Annotated in this window: 25 protein-coding genes; 17 read left to right on the top strand and 8 right to left on the bottom strand. The window is 73.5% G+C overall.

All coding sequences use genetic code 11. The features are described from left to right. The first annotated feature begins 5 nt into the window (after positions 1-5). The 16 genes from F8568_RS04920 to F8568_RS04995 all read left to right on the top strand — a co-directional run bounded on the left by F8568_RS04920 (position 6) and on the right by F8568_RS04995 (position 17,639). A complete protein-coding gene (locus F8568_RS04920; RefSeq protein ID WP_151591816.1) occupies positions 6-1,034 on the top strand; it encodes an amidohydrolase family protein in 1,029 nt (342 codons plus the stop codon). Beyond that, a complete protein-coding gene (locus tag F8568_RS04925; RefSeq protein ID WP_151591818.1) occupies positions 1,031-2,671 on the top strand; it encodes a thiamine pyrophosphate-binding protein in 1,641 nt (546 codons plus the stop codon). Before F8568_RS04920 ends, F8568_RS04925 begins: the two co-directional genes overlap by 4 nt. After that, positions 2,671-3,510, top strand: coding sequence for a substrate-binding domain-containing protein (locus tag F8568_RS04930; RefSeq protein WP_151591819.1), 840 nt, complete (start codon positions 2,671-2,673; stop codon positions 3,508-3,510). Before F8568_RS04925 ends, F8568_RS04930 begins: the two co-directional genes overlap by 1 nt. Continuing rightward, the gene (locus F8568_RS04935) at positions 3,498-4,634 is read left to right on the top strand and encodes a DUF3500 domain-containing protein (RefSeq protein WP_151591821.1); all 1,137 of its coding nucleotides are present in this window, start codon (positions 3,498-3,500) and stop codon (positions 4,632-4,634) included. The genes F8568_RS04930 and F8568_RS04935 overlap by 13 nt, the downstream gene beginning before the upstream one ends. Positions 4,635-4,662: 28 nt before the next feature. Further along, a complete protein-coding gene (locus F8568_RS04940; protein WP_151591823.1) occupies positions 4,663-5,529 on the top strand; it encodes a hypothetical protein in 867 nt (288 codons plus the stop codon). A gap of 30 nt (positions 5,530-5,559) precedes the next feature. Then, positions 5,560-6,525 carry a substrate-binding domain-containing protein gene (locus F8568_RS04945; protein WP_151591825.1) on the top strand — a complete coding sequence of 322 codons (966 nt, stop codon included), beginning with the start codon at positions 5,560-5,562 and terminating at the stop codon, positions 6,523-6,525. Positions 6,526-6,557: 32 nt separating this feature from the next. Then, entirely contained in the window at positions 6,558-7,418 is an 861-nt protein-coding gene (locus tag F8568_RS04950; RefSeq protein WP_151591827.1) for an amidohydrolase family protein, read from the top strand. Positions 7,419-7,469: 51 nt separating this feature from the next. Further along, positions 7,470-8,189, top strand: a complete 720-nt coding sequence (locus F8568_RS04955) for a GntR family transcriptional regulator (RefSeq protein WP_236008433.1) — start codon at positions 7,470-7,472, stop codon at positions 8,187-8,189. Continuing rightward, positions 8,189-9,775, top strand: coding sequence for a carboxylesterase/lipase family protein (locus F8568_RS04960; protein WP_151592220.1), 1,587 nt, complete (start codon positions 8,189-8,191; stop codon positions 9,773-9,775). The genes F8568_RS04955 and F8568_RS04960 overlap by 1 nt, the downstream gene beginning before the upstream one ends. A gap of 108 nt (positions 9,776-9,883) precedes the next feature. Continuing rightward, positions 9,884-10,735, top strand: a complete 852-nt coding sequence (locus tag F8568_RS04965; protein WP_151591829.1) for an ABC transporter permease — start codon at positions 9,884-9,886, stop codon at positions 10,733-10,735. Between the two features lie 100 nt (positions 10,736-10,835). Then, the gene (locus F8568_RS04970; RefSeq protein WP_151591831.1) at positions 10,836-11,987 is read left to right on the top strand and encodes a lactonase family protein; all 1,152 of its coding nucleotides are present in this window, start codon (positions 10,836-10,838) and stop codon (positions 11,985-11,987) included. A 62-nt stretch (positions 11,988-12,049) separates the two neighbouring features. Beyond that, the gene (locus F8568_RS04975) at positions 12,050-13,129 is read left to right on the top strand and encodes an ABC transporter substrate-binding protein (RefSeq protein ID WP_151591833.1); all 1,080 of its coding nucleotides are present in this window, start codon (positions 12,050-12,052) and stop codon (positions 13,127-13,129) included. A gap of 26 nt (positions 13,130-13,155) precedes the next feature. After that, positions 13,156-15,051 carry a TolB family protein gene (locus F8568_RS04980; RefSeq protein WP_151591835.1) on the top strand — a complete coding sequence of 632 codons (1,896 nt, stop codon included), beginning with the start codon at positions 13,156-13,158 and terminating at the stop codon, positions 15,049-15,051. Positions 15,052-15,246: 195 nt separating this feature from the next. Beyond that, entirely contained in the window at positions 15,247-15,951 is a 705-nt protein-coding gene (locus tag F8568_RS04985; RefSeq protein ID WP_151591837.1) for a TetR/AcrR family transcriptional regulator C-terminal domain-containing protein, read from the top strand. Between the two features lie 96 nt (positions 15,952-16,047). Continuing rightward, a complete protein-coding gene (locus F8568_RS04990; protein ID WP_151591839.1) occupies positions 16,048-17,034 on the top strand; it encodes an NAD(P)-dependent alcohol dehydrogenase in 987 nt (328 codons plus the stop codon). Positions 17,035-17,105: 71 nt separating this feature from the next. After that, positions 17,106-17,639: a hypothetical protein gene (locus F8568_RS04995; protein ID WP_151591841.1), complete on the top strand. Its 534-nt coding sequence runs from the start codon at positions 17,106-17,108 to the stop codon at positions 17,637-17,639. Positions 17,640-17,728: 89 nt separating this feature from the next. On the opposite strand, the gene F8568_RS05000 is transcribed toward F8568_RS04995, so the two are convergent. The 4 genes from F8568_RS05000 to F8568_RS05015 all read right to left on the bottom strand — a co-directional run bounded on the left by F8568_RS05000 (position 17,729) and on the right by F8568_RS05015 (position 20,768). Then, positions 17,729-18,946, bottom strand: a complete 1,218-nt coding sequence (locus tag F8568_RS05000) for an RNA polymerase sigma factor (protein WP_151591843.1) — start codon at positions 18,944-18,946, stop codon at positions 17,729-17,731. A gap of 19 nt (positions 18,947-18,965) precedes the next feature. Further along, positions 18,966-19,304 carry a YciI family protein gene (locus tag F8568_RS05005; RefSeq protein ID WP_151591845.1) on the bottom strand — a complete coding sequence of 113 codons (339 nt, stop codon included), beginning with the start codon at positions 19,302-19,304 and terminating at the stop codon, positions 18,966-18,968. Continuing rightward, entirely contained in the window at positions 19,301-19,729 is a 429-nt protein-coding gene (locus F8568_RS05010) for a VOC family protein (protein WP_236008390.1), read from the bottom strand. The genes F8568_RS05005 and F8568_RS05010 overlap by 4 nt, the downstream gene beginning before the upstream one ends. Positions 19,730-19,856: 127 nt before the next feature. Continuing rightward, positions 19,857-20,768, bottom strand: coding sequence for an RNA polymerase sigma factor (locus F8568_RS05015; protein WP_202124504.1), 912 nt, complete (start codon positions 20,766-20,768; stop codon positions 19,857-19,859). Between F8568_RS05015 and F8568_RS47795 the strand changes: the two genes are divergently transcribed. After that, positions 20,767-21,165 (top strand): hypothetical protein, encoded by a 399-nt coding sequence (locus F8568_RS47795; RefSeq protein ID WP_236008391.1) that lies wholly within the window; start codon positions 20,767-20,769, stop codon positions 21,163-21,165. The two genes, F8568_RS05015 and F8568_RS47795, sit on opposite strands and share 2 nt — an antisense overlap. A gap of 54 nt (positions 21,166-21,219) precedes the next feature. Here F8568_RS47795 and F8568_RS05020 read toward each other — a convergent pair whose 3' ends face one another. The 4 genes from F8568_RS05020 to F8568_RS05035 all read right to left on the bottom strand — a co-directional run bounded on the left by F8568_RS05020 (position 21,220) and on the right by F8568_RS05035 (position 24,446). Beyond that, the gene (locus F8568_RS05020; protein ID WP_151591851.1) at positions 21,220-21,897 is read right to left on the bottom strand and encodes a response regulator; all 678 of its coding nucleotides are present in this window, start codon (positions 21,895-21,897) and stop codon (positions 21,220-21,222) included. Continuing rightward, positions 21,894-22,316, bottom strand: a complete 423-nt coding sequence (locus F8568_RS05025; RefSeq protein WP_328600726.1) for a sensor histidine kinase — start codon at positions 22,314-22,316, stop codon at positions 21,894-21,896. The genes F8568_RS05020 and F8568_RS05025 overlap by 4 nt, the downstream gene beginning before the upstream one ends. Positions 22,317-22,503: 187 nt before the next feature. Further along, positions 22,504-23,178: a response regulator transcription factor gene (locus tag F8568_RS05030; RefSeq protein WP_151591854.1), complete on the bottom strand. Its 675-nt coding sequence runs from the start codon at positions 23,176-23,178 to the stop codon at positions 22,504-22,506. Continuing rightward, positions 23,175-24,446, bottom strand: a complete 1,272-nt coding sequence (locus tag F8568_RS05035; RefSeq protein WP_151591857.1) for a sensor histidine kinase — start codon at positions 24,444-24,446, stop codon at positions 23,175-23,177. The genes F8568_RS05030 and F8568_RS05035 overlap by 4 nt, the downstream gene beginning before the upstream one ends. Positions 24,447-24,448 lie beyond the last annotated feature (2 nt).

Below are 24,448 nucleotides of genomic sequence, written 5' to 3' on the forward strand. Positions count from 1 at the left end.
CCGCAATGATCATCGACTGCCACGGCCACTTCACCACGGCGCCGAAGGCCCTCGGCGCCTGGCGCGAGCGGCAGATCGCGGCGCTGCGCGAAGGCCGCCGGGTGAGCCCGGACGAGCTGGAGATCACCGACGGCGAGATCCGCGCCGCCATCGAGAACGGGCAGCTCAAGCTGCAGATCGAGCGCGGCACCGACCTCACGGTCTTCTCGCCGGGCGCGGGCAAGATGGCCCACCACTACGGCGACGAGCGCACCAGCCTCGACTGGTCGAGGGTCGCCAACGACCTGATCGCCCGCGTCTGCGGGCTGTTCCCGGACCGGTTCGCCGGCGCGTGCCAGCTCCCGCAGTCGCCCGGGGACGCGCTGGAGACGTCGGTCCGCAACTCGGTCGAGGAGCTGGAGCGCTGCGTCGAGGAGCTCGGGTTCGTCGGCTGCCTGCTCAACCCCGATCCGTCGGACGGCTACTACCAGGCGCCGCCGCTGACCGACAAGGTCTACTACCCGCTCTACGAGAAGATGGTCGAGCTGGACGTCCCCGCGATGATCCACGTGGCGATGTCCCGCAACGACGCCCTGCAGGGCACCTGCGCGCACTACCTCGCCGGCGACACCGCCGCGTTCATGCAGCTGTGCACGTCCGAGCTGTTCAAGGACTTCCCCGGGCTGCGCTTCGTGATCCCGCACGGCGGCGGCGCGGTGCCCTACCACTGGGGCCGCTACCGGGGGTTCATGCAGGACAAGGGCCTGCCGCCGCTGGAGGAGGCGGTGCTCGGCAACGTCTTCTTTGACACCTGCGTGTACCACCGCCGCGGGCTGGAACTGCTCCTCGACGTGATCCCGGCGGGGAACGTGCTGTTCGCCTCGGAGATGATCGGCGCCGTCCGCGGCGTCGACCCCGAGACCGGCCGCAACTTCGACGACGTCAGGTTCCTGCTCGACGGCATCGACATGACCGGCGAGGACCGCGCCGCGGTGTACGGCGGCAACGCCCTGCGCGTCTTCCCCCGGCTGGAGTCCAGGAGGGTGACCGAGTGAAGGCCTATGAGGCCATGGCCGAGGCGTTCGTCAAGGAAGGCACGACCGACGTCTTCGGCATGATGGGCGACGCCAACATGCACTGGATGGACGCGCTCGCCGAGCGCGGCGTGCGCCTGTACGAGGTGCGGCACGAGGGCTCCGGCCTCGGCATGGCCGACGGCTGGGCGCGCGCGGCGGGACGGCCGGGCGTCGTCACCACCACCAGCGGCCCCGGCGTCTCCCAGCTCGCCACGTCCATGCTGTGCGCGAGCCGGGCGGGCACGCCGCTGGTCGCGTTCTGCGGCGAGACGGCGTGGGGCGACGAGGGCGCCGTGCAGTACCTCGACCAGCGCCGGTTCGCCGCCGCGATCGAGTGCGGGTTCGTGCACCTGTCGAAGGCCGACCAGGCCGAGGAGGCGGTGCAGCGGGCCTTCTACCTGGCCCGTACCGAGAACCGGCCGATCATGCTGAGCGCCCCGTTCGACGTGCAGACCCAGGACTTCGAGCCCGGCGACTACGTCCCGTCGCACGAGCTGCTCCCGCGAGGCCGGACGCTGCCGGACCCGTCCCGCATCGAAGCGGCCCGCGAGCTGATCGAGGGCAGCAAGCGGATCGTCATCATCGCCGGACGCGGCGCCCGCCGCGCCGGAGCCGGCGAGGAGATCCTCGAGCTCCAGGCCAGGACCGGCGCGCTGCTGGCCACGACGCTCCAGGCGAAGAACTGGCTGTGCGACCGCACCGAGTTCCACGTCGGGCTGTCCGGACTGTTCGGCAGCAAGCCCGCGCAGGAGCTGCTCCAGGAGGCCGACTGCGTGATCGCGGTCGGCGCGAGCCTGAACCACTACACGACCGAGCACGGCTACCTGTATCCCGAGGCCCGCTACGTGCAGATCGACTCGGCGCCGAACGTGGTCATGGGCAACGGCCGGGTCGCCGACTGCTACGTCCAGGCGGACGCGGTCACCGCGCTCACCGAGCTGAACCAGGTGCTCGCCGGGACCCGCATCGAGGGCTTCCACACCGACGAGACCCGGAGCCGGCTGACCGACTGGCTCGAGGCGCCGGTCGACTACGTCCACGAGCCGGGGCGGATCGACCCGCGCGAGGCGATCAAGGTGCTCGACGCGGCGATGCCCCCCGAGTTCGACCTGGTGCTCGGCAGCGGCCACCAGACCGACTTCGGCACGATGCTGTTCCAGCGGTCCCGGCAGGTCACCTCCAACTACGGCATGTTCGGCGCGATCGGGCAGGCCCCGCTGCTGACCATCGGCCAGATCGTCGCGACCGGACGGCCCGCGTTCGTGGTCGAGGGCGACGCGAGCTTCCTGATGCACCTGCCGGAGTTCGAGACCGCCTGCCGCTACGGCCTGCCGCTGCTCGTCGTCGTCATGAACGACGAGGGCCTCGGCGCCGAGTACCACAAGCTGGGCGCCAAGGGCCTCACCCAGGACCTGGCGATCATCCCGAACCCCGAGCTGGGCGGGGTCGCGCGGGCTCTCGGCGGCGGCGGCGCCACCGTCCGGAGCGCGGCCGAACTGCAGGCCGCCGTCGCCGAGTACGTCGCGGACCCGCGCCCGTTCGTCATCGACGTCCGCATCACGCGCGAGGTGCTGAGCGTCCCCTACCGGCGCCTGTGGTACGGGGAGGACGTCTGATGAAGGTCGTCCTCGGCGACTACCCGCACAGCCGCGCCGTCAAAGAGCTGCCCGGCCACGAGTTCATCGAGTTCGAGCCGCTGCCGCCGGCGTTCGCCCGGATGGTCCGGAGCCTGGAGTTCGACGTCTGCGAGATGGCCCTCGCGACCTACCTCCTGGCCAGGGACCACGGCGTGCCGATCACGCTGCTGCCGGTCGTCATGGTCGGCGGCGCGCACCACCGCTCGCTGACCCGCCTCCCGGACGCGGCGCCGCTCGCGCCGGGCGACCTGCGGGGCCGCCGCGTCGGCGTCCGCTCCTACAGCCAGACCACCGGCCTGTGGGTGCGCGGATTCCTGCGCGAGGAGTACGGCGTGGAGGCGGCGGACGTCACCTGGGTCACCACCGAGGAACCGCACGTCGCGCAGTACACCGAACCCCCGTTCGTCGAGCGGTCGGACGCGGGGAAGGTCGCGGACCTGCTGGAGTCGGGCGACGTGGCGGCGGCCGTCCTCGGTCCGCGCGCCATGGGCGGCCAGGGCGAGGGCCTCGTCCCGCTGATCGGCGACGCCGAGGCGGCGGGCCGCGCCTGGGCGGAACGCCACGGCACCGTCCCGGTCAACCACGTCGTCGTCGTCCGGAACGCCGCGCTGGACGAGGACCCGGAGCAGGTGGACGCCCTGTACGCGGCGCTGAAGGCGGCGACCGCAGGCGCGGAGCCCCCGGTGGCGGCCGGGTGGAGCGAGCCGCTCGCGAAGGCCCTGGAGATCGGCGGCCGGTACGCCCTCGAACAGGACCTCGTCCGCACGCGGGTCGACGTCGCCGAGATCGAGAGGGGAGCGGCCCGATGGTCGGCATGAGGCACCGCACCGGCGCGTACACCCGCGAGCCGGACGAGTGGACGCCCGAGCTGCTGGCGAAGGTGGCGTGGCGCCGCGAGGCCGCCGCCGAGCCGTTCCGCGGCGTGGCGACGTCCGAGGGGATCCAGCGCGGCCTGTTCCCGCTGCGCGAGACCGGTCTCGACGTGGAGCCGCAGCGCAAGGCCGCCGAGGACTACCTCGCCCTGCTCACGCCCAAGGAGCTGGCCGAGGGCCGGTTCGCGATGGACGACGTGACGTGGCGGCACTGGGCGAACGGCGCCCGCTACTTCCTGCGGCACGGGCTGTGCATGGAGGACATGGACGAGCCCAGGCGCCGCGCCATCATGGCGATCCTGCGCCGCAGCCTCAGCCCGTACGGCTACCAGCAGGTCGTCGACCTGATGCACCTGAACCTCACCGTCGGCGAGCTGCGCGGCGAGGAGCACCTGCTCAACGAGTGGATGTACTGGTTCAGCGTCTACGGCGAGCCGGAGAGCGGCGGCCCGTGGGGCTGGCAGCTCGACGGCCACCACGTGAACGTCAACTGCGTCTTCGTCGGCGACCAGATGGTGCTGACCCCGACGTTCCTCGGCGCCGAGCCGGTGATCGCCAAGGGCGGGAAGTACGCCGGGACCTCCGCGTTCCGCCGCGAGGAGGCCATCGGCCGCGCGCTGTTCACCGGCCTCACCGGCGAACAGCAGGACCGGGCCGTCATCGCCGACGAGCTGCCGAGCGACCTGTACGCCGGGGCGTTCCGCGACAACTGGGAGATGGACTACGCGGGCCTGCCCTTCGGCGACCTGACCATCGAGCAGCGCGAGAAGGCCGTCGACCTCCTCGACCTCTACGTCGGCCGGGCGGGGGAAGGGCACGCCGAGCTGCGGATGGCCGAGGTCCTCGAACACGAGACCTTCTTCGGATGGGCCGGCGACCCCGCCGACGTCTTCTACTACCGCCTGCACAGCCCCGTGCTCCTCGTCGAGTTCGAGCACCAGTGGGGCGTGATGTTCGACAACGACGAGCCGATGCGGCACCACATCCACACCATCGTGCGCACCCCGAACGGCAACGACTACGGCGCCGACCTGCTGCGGCAGCACCGCGAGCGGTTCCACCGGCACTGAGCGCCTCACAGAGCATGAAGGGCATTTGATGAAACTGGTCATCGGACGGGACGACCTGGCGCGAGCCGCGGTCGAGGCCACCGGCGCGGAGCGGCTCGCCGTGAAGCCGGTCCACAAGGCGTCCAAGAGCTTCGTGAACGACCAGGCGGTGGACCTGGCCGAGCTGGCGATCGTGACGCTGCTCCAGGCCGTCGCGCACGGCCGGCCGGTCGTGCTGCTGCCGGTCACGGCGCTGGGCCGCTACCAGCACCAGACGCTGGTGACGATGGGCGCGCTGACGGTCGGCGACATCGAGGGCCGCAGCGCCGGGGTCCGGTCGTGGAGCCAGACCACCGGCGTGTGGATGCGCGGCTTCCTGACCGAGCAGTACGGCGTCGACCTGCGCAAGGTCGCCTGGACGACCTACGAGGGCGCGCACGTCGACGGCGCGCGCGACCCGGACTTCGTGGCGCGGGCGCCGGAGGGCGCCAAGCTCCAGGCCGACTTCCTCGGCGGACGCCTCGACTTCGGGATCATGGGCAACGAGCTGCCCGACGACGACCGTATCCGCACCGCGATCCCGGGCGCCCGCGAGGCCGCCGCCGAGTGGTCGCGGGCCAACGGCTTCGCCCCGGTGAACCACGTGCTCGGCGTGACCGAGCAGGCGGCGCGCGAGCACTCCGGGGCCGTGTGCGCGGCCTACGACGCGATGCGCGAGGTCATCGCGTCCCTCCCGCGCGGCGGCGAGCCGGTCGACCTGAACCCCGTCGGTTTCGCCGCGCTGCGCGGCGCGGTCTCGCGAGCGGCGGCGTACGCGCTGGACCAGGGCGTGCTGCCGCGGCCCGTCGAGTTCGACGAGCTGGTGGACGCGTCCTGCGCCGCCCTCGGCGTGCCCGCCTCCCGGCTCGGCGGCTGACCTCCCCCTTTCTCTCCTGGAGTACTGCGAATGAACAAGCTGACGGTCGCGTTCGGCGACTACCCGCAGGCGAGCGGCCTCGACGTCGACGGCTACGAGGTCGAACCGGTCGAGGTGCGCCCGATCATCGGCGCCTACCGGCGGATGATCCGCGACCTGGAGTTCGACGTGTGCGAGCTGGCGCCCGTGTCGTACCTGATGGCGGTGCAGGCCGGCGTGCCGCTCACCGCCGTCCCGGTGTTCCTGAACCGGCGCTTCCACCACGGCGACGTGCGGTGCGCCGCGGACAGCGGCGTCCGCGTGCCGCGCGACCTGGAGGGCCGCCGCGTCGGCGTCCGCGCCTACACGGTGAGCACCGGGGTGTGGGTGCGCGGCATCCTCGCCGAGGAGTACGGCGTGAACGTCGGCGCGATCACCTGGGTGGTCGACGACGAGGACCACGTCGAGGGCCGCGCCCCCGCCAACGTGGAGCGGGTCGCCGACGGCCGGTCGCTCGGCGAGCTGCTGCAGGCCGGCGAGATCGACGCCGCGTTCTCCGGCAACGCCGGCACCGGCCGCGCCGGCGCCCCCCGCGCGGGCTGGACCGCCACCGCCGAACCCGGGAGCGTGTCCGGCGGCCCGTACCCGCTGTTCCCCGACGCCGGCGTCCTCGGCGTCGACCACTACGTCCGCACCGGGATCTACCCGCTGCACTCGGTCGTCGCGCTGCGCGCCGAACTCGTCGAGCAGGACCCGGAGCTGCCCACCAGGCTCTACGCCGCGCTCGCCGGCGCCAAGCGCCGCCAGGTCGCCGCCGACCCCGGCTGGACGGAGCAGAAGCGCTTCGCCGAGCAGGCCCGGCAGATCGGCGGCGACCCGGTGCCGTACGGCATCGCCCGCAACGAGCCGACACTCGCCGCGCTCGTCCGCTACTCGCGCGAGCAGGGCCTGCTCGACGCCGGCTTCCCCGCCGACCCGAAGGCGCTCTTCGCCGCCGGCGACTACCCGGACGCCTGACCCCGCCGCCCGACCCGACAGGAGACATCACCGTGGACGTCGTCGACGCGCACTGCCACATCATCTCCGCCGACCCGGACGCCTACCCCAGGGCGCCGCTCGGCGGCAAGCAGTCCGGCTGGGCCGCGACCCGGCCGGTCACCGCCGAGGGCATGCTCGCCCGCATGGACGAGACCGGCATCGCCCAGTCCGTCCTCGTGCAGGCCACCACGAACTACGGCTACGACAACTCGTACGTGATCGACAGCGCGCGCGGGGAACCGGGGCGGTTCGTCGCGGTCGGCACCTTCGACCCGCTGCGGCCCGACGCCGCCGCGGCGCTGGAGGAGGCCGTCGGCGAGGGCGGGCTGTCGGGCGTGCGGCTGTTCACCACCGGCAGCACGATGCGGACCCAGGGCGAGTGGTTCGCCGCCCCCGAGTCGCATGCGTTCTGGAAGCAGGCGCAGGCGCTGGACGTGCCGGTCTGCCTGCAGATGCGGCTCGGCCCGGCGACCGCGCAGGCCGAGGAGGTCCTCGACCGCTTCCCCGGCGTCCGGGTGCTGCTCGACCACATCGGCTACCCCGACATCGCCGCGTCCCCGGCGGAGGCGGGCAAGGAGGTCGCCGCGCTGGCGCGGCACGAGCGCCTCCACCTGAAGCTGACGCACCGCAACCTGGAGCGGCTGGCGGACGCGGGGGAGCGGGCCGCCGACTTCCTGGAGCCGGTCGTCGCCGCGTTCGGCGCGGGCCGGATCGCCTGGGGGTCGAACCTCCCGGCCGCCGAGCAGTCGCTGCCGGAGCTGCTGCGGCTCGCCGAGGACGTCCTCGCGCCGCTGCCCGAGCACGATCGCGCAGAGATCTTCGCCGGCACGGCGCGCCGCCTGTACCCCGGGCTCGGCAAGGCCGATCAATAGCGGGCGGTATCGGACCGGCCCCGGCCGGCAGGCGGAGACGAACGGGTGATCATGATGGATTCCAGCGAGTACGACGACGTGGCCGAGCCGGGCCGCAACTCCCGGACCCGGCAGGACCAGGCCTACGAGGGCCTGCGCTCGCTGCTGCTGTCCGGCAGCATCGAACCGGACACGCGGCTGACCGAGGCCGACCTGACCAGGATGTTCAACGTCTCGCGCAGCACGATGCGGGCGGTGCTGGTCCGGCTGGTGCAGGAGGGCTTCGTCACCAGCGAGGTCAACCGCGGCGTCCGCACCCGCAGCTTCACCGTCGAGGAGGCCCTCGACATCCTCGAGGCGCGCGAGACGCTGGAGTCCGCGCTCGCCGGCAAGGCCGCCGAGCGGGCCACCGACGAGGAGATCGAGGCGCTGCGCCGCATCCTCGACGAGATGGTCGACTGCAAGGCGCGCGGCGACCAGGCGGCCTACTCGCAGTGCAACCGCCGGTTCCACCAGCAGGTGAAGGAGGCCGCCCACCAGCGGACGCTGGCCAGGGCGTACGACACCCTGCTCTACCCGCTCGTCATGCGGCAGTACCGCAACCTCTCCGCGCGGCATCCGCGCGGCGGGTCGCTGGAGGAGCACCAGGCGATCCTCATGGCGATCGTCACCCGCAACCCGGACGCGGCCGTCGCCGCGATGCGCCACCACGTGGCCTCCGCCCGCCGCGCCCTGCTGCTCCAGACCGGCGAATCCACATCCGAGCAGAACACCGATCGGGAAACGACGTGATGCGACAACCGGTGGCGACCGAGGCGGGGCTCGTGGAGGGGATCCCGAGCCGGGACCGGTCGGTGACCGTCTTCCGCGGCATCCCCTACGCCGCCCCGCCGGTCGGCGGCCTGCGCTGGCGGCCGCCGCGCCCGCCCGAGCCGTGGGAGGGCGTCCGCACGGCGGGCGCGTTCGGCCCGATCTGCCCGCAGCCGCCGAGCAGCGAGCTGGCCGGCCTCGACCTCCCGATGAGCGAGGACTGCCTCACCCTCAACGTGTGGACGGGCGCCGCGTCCCCCGGTGAGCGGCGCCCGGTGCTCGTGTGGATCCACGGCGGCGGCTTCCGGCTCGGCACCGGCGCCGACCCCCGCCACGACGGCGCCAACCTCGCCCGCAAGGGCCTGGTCGTCGTCACCTTCAACTACCGGCTCGGCGCGTTCGGGTTCCTCGCCACCGCCGAGCTCAGCGCGGAGTCCCCGCACGGCGCGTCCGGCAACTACGGGCTGCTCGACTGCATCGCCGTCCTGCACTGGGTGCGGCGCAACATCGCCGCGTTCGGCGGCGATCCGGACCGGGTGACGATCGCCGGGCAGTCGGCCGGAGCCGGGACGGTCAACTTCCTCGCGATGTCCCCCCTGGCCGCGGGCCTGTTCCGGCGCGCGATCGCGCAGAGCCACGCCCGCCACTCCCGCGACCCCGAGCTGCGCTACCTCTCCACGTCGTACCGGCTGCCGCACGACGCGGAGCAGGCGGGCGCCGCCTTCGCCAAGGAGCGCGGCACCAGGACGCTCGCCAAGCTGCGCGAGCTGCCGTGGCAGAAGCTGATGGGCGGCGCCGCCGTCGACACGGCCGTGCACACCGGCGGCTCCGGCAAGCCGCCGCTGTTCCGCCCGGTCGTGGACGGCTGGGTGCTCCCCGCCGGCTACGCCGAGACCTACGCGGCGGGCCTGCAGAACGACGTCGACTACCTCGCCGGGAACAACCTCGACGAGACCGGCGCCGTGCCGGACGACATGTACGAGGCGTACCGGTCGGAGAGCCCGCGCAGCCGGCGCCCCGGGATGCCGGCGGTGTACGTCACCCTGGACGGCTTCGTCGCCGCGGCGCACGAGAAGTTCGGCCCCATGGCCGAGGAGTTCCTCGCGCTCTACCCGGCCGCGACCGACCGGGAGGCGCTGCGGGCCAGCAGCGCGGCTATCCGCGACAACGCCCGCGTCTCCACCTGCCTGTGGGCGGCGGAGTGGTCGCGGCACACGACCCGGCCCGTCCGCACCTACTTCTGGACGCACCGGTCCGCCGCGCAGGGCCGCAACTTCCGGCGCGCCTCGCACGGCTCCGAGATCGACTTCGTCTTCGGCAACCTCGCCCCGCAGGACGCCGAGTGGACGGCCGAGGACCGCGAGGTCGCGGAGACCATGTCGGCCTACTGGGCGAACTTCGTCGCCTCGGGCGACCCGAACGGCCCCGGACTCCCGCACTGGCCCGCCTGCACGGCGGAGGCGGAGGCGGTGATGGAGGTCGGCGGCGGGTTCGGGCCGATCCCGGTCGCCGACCCGCCCCGGCTCGCGTTCTGGAAGCGGTTCTTCCAGGCCCAGGAGCCCTGGTGAGACCGCACCGGCCGGCCGCCGCGGGCGCGGCGGCCGGACCCGACCGGACCGACACGACGACGGGCGCCCGCAGTGACGCCGCCGGACACGGATGAGGAGGAGCGGATCATGGTAACCGCGACCAGAAGTGCGGAACGCGCGACCGAGGCGGCGGCCGGGCCCCGGCGGCAGGGCGAGCGGTGGCGGGGCACGGCCGCCGTGGTGCTGCTGCGGGTCGCCGTGATCGTCCTCGCCGGCGTGCTCTGGCAGGTGCTGAGCGGGCCCGTCCTGCCGGAGTACGCGGTCAGCAAGCCGACGGACGTCGTCGACGCCCTCTGGACGTACCTGCAGTCCGCGCAGGGCTGGGCCGACATCAAGACGACGTCGATCGAGATCCTCGCGGGCTTCGGCATCGGGGTGGCGCTCGGCACGGCGGCGGGCCTGCTGCTCGGCTCCTTCCGGCTCGCCGGGCAGGTGCTGGAGCCGCTGATCGCCGCGGTCAACGGCATCCCCAAGATCGCGCTGGCGCCGCTGTTCCTGCTGTTCTTCGGCATCGGAATCTGGTCCAAGATCGCCATCGCGGTGACCGGCGTGGCGTTCGTGGTCTTCTACAACATCTACCTCGGCCTGCGGCTGCGGCAGCGCGAGCTCGTGGAGATCGTCCAGGTGATGGGCGGGCGCCGGCACCACGTGCTCGGCTACGTCACGGTCCCGACGCTGGCGGCGCCGTTCTTCGCGGCGCTGAAGACCAGCGGGCCGCTCGCCATCCTCGGCGTTATCGGCGCCGAGTTCATCGCGTCCGCGGAAGGGGTCGGCCACGAGCTGTTCGTGGCCGCGAGCAACCTGGACGCCCCGAACGAGTTCGCCGGCCTCATCGTCCTCGTGGTCATGACGCTGATCCTCAACGGGATCCTGAGCCGGCTGGACGCGTACGCGCTGAAGCGGCTCGGCCTCGCCGGTCGCCGGCGGCGCAAGGGCTGAGCCCGCCACCACCCGCGAACGGGCCGTCCGGGCGGCGGCCCCTCGCACCCACCCCACCATCGCCTTTTCGCGGCCCCGGGCCGCGGCTGGGAGTCCCGTCATGCCCGATTCACATCCGTCCCGCCGGACCGTCCTCGGCGCGGCGGCCGCGGCCGCCGCGGCGCCCCTGCTGGCCGGCGTCCCGGCCGCCCGCGCCGCCGCCCGCCGCGGCGACCTGCTGTTCGTCAGCCCGTGGAAGGGAACGCAGATCTACGGCGCCCGCTTCGACGCGGGCAGCGGCGCGCTGACCTCGCTCGGCCCGGTCGGCGACGCCCCGTCCAACTGGACCGCGCCGCATCCGGCGAAGCCGCTGCTGTACGTCGGCAGCAGCGAGGACGGCGGCATCGTCCACACCTACGCGGTCGACCGGGCCACCGGCGCCCTCACCCGCACGGGGACCCCCGTCCGCACCGACGGGGGCGGCACGGCCGGCGGCGGCATCTCCTACCTCGGCGTGGACCGGCCGTCGCGCACGCTGCTGGTCGCCAACTTCGAGGCCGGTCTCGCCGCGTCGCTGCCGCTGGCGAAGGGCCTGCCGGGGACGCCGGCGTCGGTGGTCGCGGACACCGGCAGCGGACCGAACCCCAGGCAGAACGGCCCCCACGTCCACCACGTGACGATCGACCCGAGCGGACGCCGCGCCCTGGTGGCCGACTTCGGCGCCGACCGGGTCTTCGTCCGCGGCTTCGACCGCTCGACGGGCGCCATCACGCCGGGCAGCGGGGCGTACGCGTCCGCCCCGGGGTCCGGCCCGCGCCGCATCCTGTTCCACCCGCGCGGCCGGACGGCCTACGTCCTGAACGAGCTGTCGGGCGACCTGGAGACCCTCGGCTGGCACGACGGCACCCTGACGCCGCGGCAGCGCCTGGCGCTCGACTCCGGCGCCTTCACCGGCGCCAAGAGCGGCGCCGAACTCGCGCTGAGCGGCGACGGACGCTTCGTGTACGCCTCCAGCCGCGGCGAGAACGTCCTGGTGGTGTTCGCCGCCGACGGGCGGACGGGCCTGCTGAGGCTCGTCCAGCGCGTCCCCAGCGGCGGGCTCAAGCCCTGGAGCTTCACCCTGCACCGCGGCGGCGGCTGGCTCCTCGCCGCCAACCAGGCGAGCGACACCGTCACCGTCTTCGCCGTGGACCGGCGCAAGGGCACCCTCAGCGCCGCCGGCGCCCCGGTCCCCTTCCCCGCCCCCGCGTGCCTCACGTTCTTCGACCGATGACCCAGACCCCGCGCAGGCCCGACGTCACTACTCCACCCCGAACCCGGTGACAGGAGATCCCCATGACACACCGCACCACCGTTACCGGCCCCGCCGGCGGCTCGCCCGGCGGCGGGCGCCGCATCCGGGCCCTCGCGCCCGCGGCCGCCCTGGTGCTCGGCTCGGCGCTGCTGACCGCGTGCGGCGGCTCCTCCGGCTCCGGCGGGTCGACCACGGTCACGGTCGGCAGCAACGGCAACATCTTCGACATGCCGCTGAAGCTGGCGGACTCCGCCGGCTACTTCCGCAAGCAGGGCCTGAAGGTCAAGTTCGTCACCACGACCGCGTCCACCGGGACCTCCGCGCTGCAGTCCGGCTCCGTCCAGTTCCTCAACAACAGCCCCACCGGCTTCACCTCCGCGCTCGCCAAGAAGGTCCCGGAGGTCGCGATCGCCGTGTCCGGCCTCGGGAACCCCCTCGGGCTCGTCGTGAGCAAGAAGTTCGCCGGCGCGCACAAGCTGACCGCCGCGAGCCCGGCGGCGCAGGTGGCGCAGGCCCTCGCCGGCTCCAAGGGCGGCGTCAGCTCCGCCAACACCAAGGCCGAGGCCGGCCTGTTCCTCAAGGCGAACGGCGTCGACCCCGGCTCGGTGAAGTGGGTGACGCTGCCGAGCGCGTCCGCGGACAAGGCCGCGCTCAGCAGCGGCCAGATCGACTGGTTCATCACCTCCGAGCCGATCCCCCTCCAGGTCCAGAACGAGGGCGACGGCATCGTGGTGGCCGACCCGCAGAAGGCGCCCATGTGGGCCGCCGCCCAGGCGGGCTACGGCGAGGTCGTCGTCGCGACCAAGTCCTACTTGTCGGGGCACGCGAGCGCCGCGAAGAAGTTCGTCGCGGCCGTCCAGGAGGCGAACAACTACCTGGCGACCCACCCGGGCGACCCGACCGTGATGAACGTGGCGCGGCAGGTGCAGAAGGGCATCCCGGACGCGGTGCTGAAGAGCAGCGTCACGCTCGTCGAGTGGCCGAAGAGCGGCGCGATGGACGAGGCCGGCTGGACCAAGACGCTGGCCTTCGTCAACTCGCTCGGGGCGCTTCCCGACGGGGCGAAGGTCACCACGGAGAACTGGACCAACAAGTACCTGCCGGCCGGCGGCCAGTCATGACGACGTCAACCCGAAAGGACCCGGTGATGAACACCAGCATGAGGCGCAGGGCGTTCCTGGCGGCGGGCGCGGCGACGGTCGGCGCGACGCTGCTGCCCGAGCCGTTCTCCGTGGCGGCGGCCGCGGCGGGCAAGAAGGGCGTGATGCTGATGAACCGCATCGGCCCCTCGTCCTCGGACCTGTACATCTCCGACAGCGACGGCACGAACGAGCGCAAGCTGCTGGCGAGCCCGGGGTTCGACTACAACGCGGCGGTCTCCGCCGACGGCCGCTCCGTCGTGTTCACCTCGGAACGGACGGGCGACGGCAACTCCTGCCTGTACCGCGCCCGGATCGACGGCACGGGCGTCCAGCCCCTGGTGGTCAGCGGGGCCATGAACGACGGGGGCGTGCTGTCGCCGGACGGCACGAAGCTGGCCTTCGTCTCCACCCGCGGCGACCGCAAAGCCCAGATCTGGGTGCTGGACCTGCGCACCGGCGCGCTGCGCTGCCTGACCAACGGGCCGGGCGTCGCCGGCGACCCGGCCCTGCCCGACGGGCACTTCCGCCCGGCCTGGTCGCCCGACGGCCGGTGGATCGCGTTCTCCAGCGACCGCGACACGGCCTGGCGCGGGCATGACGACGGCCGCGGCTGGGAGCACACGCAGGAGCTCAGCATCTACGTCATCCGGCCGGACGGCAGCGGCTTCCGCCAGGTCGCGTCCAAGCCGGGCTACTGCCTCGGCTCGCCGAAGTGGTCGCCGGACGGCGCCCGGATCGTGTTCTACGAGATCACGACCGAGGGCACCTGGCTCGCGCACCGCCCGGAGGGCATCGGGAAGGTCGAGTCGCAGATCGTCTCGGTCGACGTCGCGACCGGCGCGCGCGTCGAGCACACCTCCGGCCCCAACCTGAAGGTGTCGCCCCAGTACGTGACCGCCACCGAGATCGGGTACCTCGTCAAGGGCGGCGCCGACGAGGGCCTGGCCTACACGGGCGGGACCCTCCCGGCGGTGAAGCGGGCGCTGCGCTCGCCGGTGTGGACGCCGGACGGCAAGTCGGTGATCTACCAGAAGGTCGGCTTCACCCCGCGTCCGATGGACACGCCGCTCTACACCTGGGACTCCGACTGGGAGTACCGGCACTGCGACGTGTTCCCCGTCCTGTCGAGGCAGGGCCGCCTCGCGATCACCGAGAAGCAGCTCGGCAACTCCTCGATCGTCACCCTGCGCCCCGACGGCACGGACCGGCGGGTCGTCTTCGACAACGCGACGAGCGGCCTCGACCCCGTCCTGATCGCCAAGGGGCTGGCCGGCGCGTTCCGGCCCGCGTGGTCGCCGGACGGCGAGTGGATCGCGTTCGGCCTCGGCGGCTGGTTCCAGGAGCGCGCGGAGATGACCGCCGTCGTCGCGCGGGTGCGCAGCGACGGCTCGGGCTTCGAGAAGCTCACCGACGGCACCGCCAACGCGGGCTTCCCGAGCTACTCGGCCGACGGCCGGCAGATCGTCTACCGGGTGTGGGGCGCGGACGCCAAGGGGCTGCGCGTCCTCGACCTCGCGACCGGCGCGACGCGCGTCCTCACCACCGAGCCCGACAACCTGCCCGACTGGTCGGCGGACGGCCGGCTCATCCTCTTCACCCGCAGGACGAGCGACACCAACTTCGACGTGTGCACCATCCGGCCCGACGGAACCGGCCTGCGGGTCCTGACCAGCAGCGGTTCCAACGACGGCCACGCCGTCTGGAACCACGACGGCCGCATCCTCTACAACAGCGGGATGTACGGCTTCCGGCAGGAGGCCGCGCTGTACGACAACACCTTCCAGCCCTACGGCCAGATCTTCAGCATGAAGGCGGACGGCTCCGACAAGCGGCTGCTGACCGACAGCCAATGGGAGGACTCGATGCCGCTCTACCTCACGCAGGACGTCCTTTCCCGGTAACCCCCGAAGGTCCGCGCCCGGTTCCCCGCCACGGGGACCGGGCGTTGCCGTAGCGCATCCGGCAGGTCGTCACGATGACGGGGGAGACGCTGCCCGCCGGCCGGCCCGGCCCCGTCCGGGAGGCGGGTGACGCCGTGACCCCTGACCGCGCGCGTCGTCTGATCCCCGCAATCGGTACGATCGGGCGCGAGGAGGATGCGCAGGTTGGTCGCCCGGAACAAGGCTGGAGCCGAGCCGAGAGTCCCGCTGAGCAGGGAGCGCGTGCTGCGGGCCGCGATACGGATCGCCGACGAGGGCGGCATCCGGGCGCTCACGATGCGCCGGCTCGCCGAAGAGGTCGGGGCCGAGGCGATGTCGCTGTACTACCACGTCGCCAACAAGGAAGAGGTCCTCGACGGCATCGCGGACGCCGTCGTCGAGGAGATCAACGAGGTCGTCGGCCGGCTCGACGCCCCCTCCCGCGGGGCCGGCTGGAAGGCGGCGGTGCGCCGCCGGATCCTGTCGGCCCGCGAGGTCCTGCTCCGCCACCCGTGGGCGCCGGGCGTCTTCGAGTCCCGCACCGCGATGGGCCCGGCGGTGCTGCGGTACCACGACGGCCTGATCGGCCTCATGCGCGACGGCGGCTTCTCCAACGACCTGTGCCACCACGCCCTGCACGCCCTGGGGAGCCGCGCCCTGGGCTTCACCCAGGAGCTGTTCGACCCGGGCGACGCCGGCGGGGACGACACCGCCGCGCTCGCGGGCATGGCCGCCGACCTGCCGCATCTCGTCGGCATGTTCATGGAGGTCGCGCACGACGACCCCGACTCCACGCTGGGCTGGTGCGACGACCAGTTCGAGTTCGAGTTCGGGCTCGACGTGATCCTCGACGGCCTCGACCGGCTGCGCGAAACGGGCTGATCCCGCTCCGCCCCTTGACCGTCTTACGCTGTAAGACGTACCTTACGACGTACGACTTACAACGTACGAAACGGCTCGTCCTTGGAGGGACCCGTCATGAAGGCGTTCGTCGTCCGCTCGTACGGTCCACCCGAAGTCCTGCGCCTCACCGACGTCGACCGGCCCGAGCCCGGCGACCGGGAGGTGCTGGTCCGGGTGCGCGCCACGTCCGTCCAGCCCTACGACTGGCACCACATGCGGGGCGAGCCGTACGTCGCGCGGCTGATGCCGGGCACGCTCGGCCTGCGCGCACCCAAGATCGGCGTCCTGGGCGCGGACGTGGCGGGGCGCGTCGAGAAGGTCGGCGCGAACGTTTCGGAGTTCCGTCCCGGCGACGAGGTGTACGCGCTCGTCGCGCAGGGCGGCTTCGCCGAGTACGCGTGCGTCCCCGCGGACCGGCTGGCCCGCAAGCCGGAGAACCTGACGTTCGAGCAGGCGGCGGCGGTGCCCCTGGCGGGCGTCACCGCGCTGTACGGCCTCTGCGGCAAGGGACGGATGCGGTCAGGGCAGCGGGTCCTCGTCAACGGGGCCTCCGGGGGCGTCGGGACGTTCGCCGTGCAGATCGCCGCGGCGTCCGGCGCGGCGGTGACCGGCGTGTGCGGCACGCGGAACCTGGACCTGGTCCGCTCGCTCGGTGCCGGCGAGGTCGTCGACTACACGGCGCAGGACTTCACCCGGCAGGACCGGCGCCACGACCTGCTGCTGGACGTCGCCGGGAACCGCTCGGCGCGGGCATGCCGGCGCGCGCTGACCCCCAAGGGGACCTACGTCGCCGTCGGCGGCCCGCAGGGCCGGTGGCTGCAGCCCGTCGGCCACGTCTTCGCGGCGGCCGCGCTGTCGCCGCTCGTCTCCCAGCGGACGGCCATGGCCGACGTGTACGCCTACACCGGGCACAAGCAGAGCCTGATGCGGCTGACCGAGCTGATCGAGGCCGGCAAGGTGGCGCCGGTCATCGACCGCACCTTCCCGTTCGACGACATTCCGGCGGCCGTCGCCTACCAGGAGGACGGCCACGCCACGGGAAAGGTCGTCATCACGATCTAGCCGCGCGGACAGATGCTTCGACCGGCCCTCTGCCTGCACAGTCAGGCTTTCGGGACGGTAGTGTTCGCCGCATGGCGGCCGTGCGGTTGAGCGAGCTCGAGGACGAGGCCTGGCGCGGGTTCCTGTACGCGCGCGACCGGATCTGGCTCGAGATCGAGGCCGGCCTCGCCCCGCTCGGCGTGAGCACGGAGGCGGAACGGACGAAGACCGAGAAGCTCAAGGCCGTCGCCAAGGCGCGCGGACAGAAGTACGTGCCGCCGAAGCCGCCGACCGCCGAGCGGCGCAAGGAGATCACCGACAACCACATCTGGTCGAACGCCGTCGGAGCGCTGCTGGCGGTGCCGGAGAACCCGCAGGTCCGGGCCGGTGTGCTCCGCATCATGGCGACGATGCCGAAGGTCAGGGTCACCAAGACCAGCACCGCGGGGCAGCCCACGCTCACGATCGTGGACAGCTGGTCCGACGGCAAGGAGACGCTGGTCGTCAGGGCCCGCACGGGCCAGCCCGTCGCCCTGCTCAGCGAGGTCCCGGGCATCAAGCCCAGCATGACCTACTACCACAACTCACGGGTGAGGACCGCCGACGTCAAGGCGGGCAAGTTCTGATCCGCCGGTGAGAAGCGCGGGCCGTCCGGTCGCCGGGCGGCCCGCGCCCATCGATGCGAGCGGGGCGGCGGGCGCCGGCGATGGCCGCGTCAGGTCCAGACGAGGCGCTGTTCCAGGAGCGCCTGCTGGGCGGGGTTGGCGGTGAGGTCGAGGGCGCGGCGGTCGGCCGCGGCGGCGTCGGCGGGCCGGCCGAGGGCGCGCAGAAGCTCGGCCCGGGTCGCGTGGTACGGCGGGTAGCCGTCCAGGGTCCGCCGGTCCCCGGGCGGGAGGGCGTCGAGTTCGGCCAGCGCGACGGCGGCTCCGCCGCGGGGCGGCGGCGCGTGCCGCAGGGCGATGACGCGCTGCAGGCGGTGGACGGGGGACGGGGCGAGCGCGAGGAGCATGTCGTAGAGCAGCGCGATCTGGAGCCAGTCGGTGTCGTCCCAGCCGGGAGCCTCCGCGTGGCAGGCGACGATGGCGGCCTGGAGCTGGTAGGGGCCGGGACGGCGCAGGGCGGCGGCGCGTTCGATCAGCCGGCCCGCCTCGGCGATGGCACGCCGGTCCCAGCGGCCGCGGTCCTGGTCGCGGAGCAGGACGAGGGAACCGTCCGGGGTGAAGCGGGCGGCGGCGCGGGCCTGGTGCAGCCGGACGAGGGCGAGCAGCCCGAGCGCCTCCGGTTCGCGGGGCACCAGCCGGGCCAGGGTCGCGGCGAGCCATTCGGCGTCGTCGGCGAGGTCGCGGGCGTGCGGCCGGTCGCCGCCGCTGGTCAGATAGCCCTCGTTGAACAGCAGGTAGATGACGGTCAGGACCTGCCCGAGCCGCTCCGGCAGCTCGGCGTCGGACGGGACCCGGTACGGGATCCGGGCATCGGTGATCTTGCGCTTGGCCCGGGTGATGCGCTGCGCGACCGTGCTCTCCTTGACCAGGAACGCGGCGGCGATCTGCGCGGTGGTCAGCCCGCACACCGTGCGCAGGGTGAGGGCGACCTGCGCCTGCCGCGGCAGCGCCGGATGGCAGCAGGTGAAGATCAGCTTGAGCCGGTCGTCGGGCTCGGCGGGCACCGGCCAGGCGAGCCGGGCGAGCTTGTCGCGGTAGACCGCCCGGCGGCGGAGCACGTCCAGGCCGCGGCGCCGCGCGACGGTCAGCAGCCAGGCGTCGGGATGGTCGGGGACGCCCTCGGCGGGCCAGCGGCGCAGGGCGGTCTCGACGGCGTCCTGCATGACGTCCTCGGCGGCGGCGAAGTCGCCGAGGACCCGGACCAGGCAGGCGGTGAGCCGGCCCGCGTGCTCGCGCACCACGCGGGCCAGCTCGCGCTGGGCGTCGTCCACGGTCAGCCGATGTCCGCGGTCAGTCGACCGGGCGGATCTCGACGACCGGGCACGCCGGCCACGACCGGGCCACGGCCAGCGCCTCGTCCAGGTCGGCCACCTCGATCTCGGCGTATCCGGACACGACCTCCTTGCCCTCGACGAACGGCCCGTCGGTCACCAGCGGCTCGTCGCCCTCGAGCCGCAGCGTGGTGGCGGTGTGCGAGGGCCGCAGGTGCGCGGAGTGGGTGATCTTCGCGGCGTGCTCGGCGAACCACCGCCCGACCGCGTCGTAGGCGGCCTGCCGGGCCTCCTCGTCCATGGACTCCAGGTCGCGGGCGAACCGCTCGGTCTCGACGAACAGCAGCACGTACTTCATCGGCTCTCCTCCCGGCAGGGCACGGTCTCCTCGGGGAGCCGGGCGTACAGGTCGACGCCGTTGCCGTCCGCGTCGAGCACGCTGGAGTAGCGCATGCCCCAGAACGCGTCCCACGGCTCGCGCAGCCCCTCGTACCCGGCCTCCGTCAGCTCGGCGTACTTCGCGTCGACGTCGGCCGGGGCGCCGAACTCGAACGCCAGGAAGGTACGCGGCCCGCCCGCGGGCTCCGTCCAGCCCGGGGTCGTCGAGCCGCGGAAGCCGGCGGTGTCCAGCATGAGGTGCATGCCGTTCGCCAGGTCGCCGTCGGCGTGGTCGGGGTACTGCGGGTCGACCTTGAAATGGACGTCCAGGCGCCCGTAGAAGGCGATCGCGGCCTCCATATCGGTGACGATCAGGTCGATCGTGTTCATGGTCGGGCTCATCATCCGCTCCTTGCGTCGTCGGGAGCCTCCTGCACCCCCTAGACGAACGGCGCCGACCTCCATACGACACCTTGCCGGAACGAATTTCGGAGGCGGCGGCGTTCCTCCGGCCCGGCCGTGCCCAAGGGCGCTAGGGAGTGCGGGGGGCGGTCTCGGCCAGCCGGCCGGCGAGGAAGCGCCGTTCCGGCTCCGTCCGGGTCAGGGCGAGCGCCCGGCGGAACGCGCGGTGCGCCTCGTCGCCGCGGCCGGCGCGATGCAGCAGTTCGGCGCGGGTGGAGTGGAAGTACCGGTAGTGCTCGAGGTCGAGGCGGTCGAGGACGGCCAGGCCGGCTTCGGGCCCGTCGATCTCGGCCACGGCGACGGCCCGGTTCATCTCGACGACCGGCGAGCCGGTCAGCCGGGCGAACGTCCCGTACAGCGCGGCTATCTGCCGCCAGTCGCGGGGCTCCCGCAGATACAGGTCGGCGATGGCCGCCTGGAGCAGGTAGGGCCCGGTGCGGCCCCGTGCCATGGCCCGCCGCAGCAGCGCTCTCCCCTCGTCGATCTGGCGCTCGTCCCACAGGGTGCGGTCCTGGCCGTCGAGGGTGACGATCCGCCCGTCGCGCAGGCGGGCCGCCCTGCGCGCGTCGTGCAGCAGCATCAGCGCCAGCAGCGCGAGCACTTCGGGCTCGTCCGGCAGGAGGGCGGCGAGGGCCCGGCCGAGGTGAATCGCCTCCGCGGGGAGGTCGACGCTCCCGCCGCCCCAGCCCTGGTTGGAGCTCAGGTAGACCACCGAGAGGACGGCCGCCAGCCGGTCCGGCAGCCGGTGCCCGGGCGGCACGGCGAACGGGATGCCCGCGTCGCGGATCTTGCGTTTGGCCCTGGTCAGCCGCTTGCTCATCGTCTCGGGCGGGACGAGGAACGCCAGCGCGATCTCGTCGGTGGACAGGCCGCAGAGGGCCCGCAGGGGGAGCGCCACCTGCGCCTCCGCGGCGAGCGCCGGATGGCGGCAGGCGAAGATCAGCTCGAGCCGTTCGTCCGGGACGGCGGCCGCGTCGTCCATGAGCGCCTCCGGTGGCCCCGGCCCCGTCGCGAGGTCGCCGGCGAGCAGTTCGGTCTTCTCGGCGAGCAGCCGCCGGCGGCGCAGCTGGTCGATGGCCCGGTTGCGCGCCGTCGTGACGAGCCACCCGGTCGGGTTCCCCGGTTCCCCGTCGCGCGGCCAGCGCTCGGCGGCGATGGCGAACGCCCGCCTCGGCTACCTGTCGCGGATCGACTTCGTGCCCGGCACCGACCCGTACGAGCACCTGACGGTCGTCGACGTCGAGGCCGCCGGTGACCGCACGAGGCTGGTCATGACGATCGACCCCCTCCACGACGAGGCCTGGACGCAGGAGTACCGCGCCCACCGCGGCAACGAGCTCGACAACCTCGAAGCATCGATCAGGCGCCGCACCACCTGAACGCCGTTCCCGCCGCCCGGCGGCAGCGGCCGCCGCCGGGACGGTGGGAGCCGGTCAGGGCTCGAAGCGGTAGCCCATGCCCGGCTCGGTGATCAAATGGCGGGGCCGGGACGGGTCGCGCTCCAGCTTGCGGCGCAGCTGGGCGAAGTAGACGCGCAGGTAGTGCGTCTCGGTCTCGTACGCCGGGCCCCAGACCTCGCGCAGCATCTGCCGCTGGCTCACGAGCCGCCCCGGATGCCGCACCAGCAGCTCCAGCAGGTGCCATTCGGTGGGCGTCAGCCGGACGTCGGCGCCCTCCCGCGTGACGCGTTTCGCCGCGAGGTCGACGGTGAAGGAGTCGGTGGCGACCACGGCGCCGCCGCCCTCCGCCGGCGCGGACCGCCTGATCGCCGCCCTGAGCCGCGCCAGGAACTCGTCCATCCCGAACGGCTTGGTCACGTAGTCGTCGGCGCCCGCGTCGAGCGCCTCGACCTTGTCCGGCGACCCGTGCCGGGCCGACAGCACGATGATCGGGACGCCGAGCCAGCCGCGCAGCCCCCGGATCACCTCGGTGCCGTCCATGTCGGGCAGGCCGAGGTCGAGGATCACCACGTCCGGGGTGCGCCGCGCGGCGAGGTCGAGCGCGGTCCGGCCGTCCGGCGCGGCCTGCACCTCGTAGCCGCGGGCCTTCAGGTTGATCCGCAGCGCGCGGACCATCTGCGGTTCGTCCTCCACCACGAGCACGAGCGTCATCGGTCCTGCACCGCCGGTGCGTCCTGCGCGATCGGCGGCGCGAACACCATGGTCAGCCCGCCGCCCGGGGTGTCGCGGGCGGTGCGCGTCCCGCCCATCGCCTCGGTGAAGCCGCGGGCGACCGCGAGGCCCGGCCCGACGCCGGCGCCCTTCGGCGCGTCGCCGAGCCGCTGGAAGGACCCGAAGATGCGGTCCTTGTCGCGATCGGGCACGCCGGGCCCGTCATCCACCACCTGGATCTCCACCCGCCCCTCCTCGATCGCTTCGCACGGTCCGCCCGCGACGACCCGGACGGGCCCGCCGCCGTGCCGCACGGCGTTCTCCAGCACGTTCGCGAGCGCGCGTTCCAGCAAACCGGGGTCGACGAGCACCGGCGGCAGGGTCTCGGGGACGTCCACCTCGACCCGCGCCTCCGGCACCGCGGCGAGCGCGAACGGGACGATCTCGTCCAGACGCCGTCCTTCGGCGTCCTCATGATGATCCCAGCGTATGCCGCGGCGCTTTCGCCGAGGACGCCGGACAGGGCCGTTGACCTCGCCGGAGGACGGACGGGACGTCGGCGGCGCCCCGTCGCCGTACCCGTGCCGGAGCCGGCATCGGACGAGCCTAGGGGGCGGGGTGGGCCCGGGCCAGGCCCGTCCGGTAGGCGATGACGACGAGCTGCGCGCGGTCGCGGGCGTCCAGCTTGGTCATGGCGCGCTGCACGTGGGCGCGGACGGTGAAGGGGCTGAGGAACGCCCGCTCGGCGATCTCCTGGTTGGACAGGCCGGTCGCGACGAGCGCCACCATCTCCCGTTCGCGCGGGGTCAGCGCGGCGAGCCGTTCGTCGTGGTGCTGCGGCGGGACGTCCGGTGCGGCCAGGAAGCGGGCGACCAGGGAGCGGGTCGCGGCGGGGGACAGCAGGGTGTCGCCCTCGGCGATCGTGCGGACGGCGTCCAGCAGCTCGTCGGCGCCGATGCCCTTGCCGATGAACCCGCCGGCCCCCGCGCGCAGCGCCTGGGCGACGTACTCGTCGGTCTCGTAGGTGGTGAGGATCAGGATGCGGGTGGCGCGCAGGTCCGGGTCCGCGCAGATCTGCGCGGTGGCGGTGATGCCGTCCACCTCGGGCATGCGGATGTCCATGACCACCACGTCCGGGCGCAGCTCCCGGGTGAGCCGCACCGCCTCCCGGCCGTCGGCGGCCTCGCCGACCACGGTGATGTCGCCGGCGGTGTCGAGCAGCATCCGGAAGGCGCCGCGCAGCAGGGCCTGGTCGTCGGCGAGCAGCACGCGGAGCGTCACGGTGCGTCCCCGGCCTCGGCGCCGGCCGTCCGCCCTTCGGCGGCCACCGGTCCGCCGGCCCTCCGCGCGGTGTCCTTGACGGGCGGGAGGGGCAGTTCGGTGGAGACGACGAAGCCGCCTTCGGGGCGCCTTCCCGCGGAGAGCCGGCCGCCGACCGCGGTGGCGCGCTCGCGCATCCCGATCAGCCCGTAACCGGGCGGACGGTCCGCCGCCGCGCCCGCGGCGGCGCCGCCGCCTCCGTCGTCGGCGACGGTGATGGTCACCCGGTCGTGGTTCCAGTCGAGGCGCACCCGGGCGCTGCCGGTGCCGGCGTGCTTGGTCACGTTGGTCAGGGCCTCCTGGACGATGCGGTAGGCGGTGAGGTCCAGTCCCGGCGGCAGCGGCCTGGCCCTGCCGTCGTGGTGCACCGACACCTCCAGCCCCGCGCGGCGGAAGGATTCGAGGAGCGTGGGGAGCCGGGACAGCCCGGGCGCCGGCTCGGCGGGCGAGGCCGCGTCCCCGGTCTGGCGCAGCAGGCCGACCGTGGCCCGCAGGTCGTCGAGCGCCTCGCGGGTGGTCTCGACGAGCTCGTGCAGGCTCTCGCGGGTCTGCTCCGGGCGGGTGTCGAAGAGGTGGGCGGCGACCGTGGCCTGCGCGTTCGCGAGGGTGATCTGGTGGGCCACGAGGTCGTGCAGCTCCCGGGCGATGCGGACCCGCTCCTCGGCCACCCGCCGGCGCGCCTCGCTGTCCCGGCTCTGCTCCGCCCGCTGGGCCCGCTCCTCCATGGCCGCGAGGTAGGCCCGCCGGTTCTGCGTCGAGTGCCCGAGTATGCCGGCCACCAGCGGGAACGCCGCCACCGCCGCCGTCCGGCTCACGTCCTGCCAGGACAGGTCCCCGTTCGCGAACACGAGGTTGGCGGCGACGAGCAGCGACGTCGAGGCCCCCACCACCGCGCCCGCCGCGTGCCGTTCGGCGCGGACGGCGAACGAGTACGCGACGATCACGGCGGGGACCACGATGGGCGGGCTCAGCAGGAGATGCAAGGGCGGCACCAGCACGCCGCACGCGGTCGTGGCCGCCACCGCGGCGAGGGGCGCCCTGTGCCGCGCCGGCAGCACGGCACAGGACACCAGCGCGATGACGTACGCGGCGAGCGGCGGCGTCGCCAGCCCCTTGTCGTCGACCTGCAGCGCGCCGCCGAACAGGCACAGCGCGAACGCGACCGCCGTGATCGTCGCCTCCCGCCACCGCGCGGCGCGCGGCCGCGGGCCGCCGCCCGGGCCCGTCATGG

The organism is Actinomadura physcomitrii, from assembly GCF_008923205.2.
Taxonomy (GTDB): Bacteria; Actinomycetota; Actinomycetes; order Streptosporangiales; family Streptosporangiaceae; genus Spirillospora; species Spirillospora physcomitrii.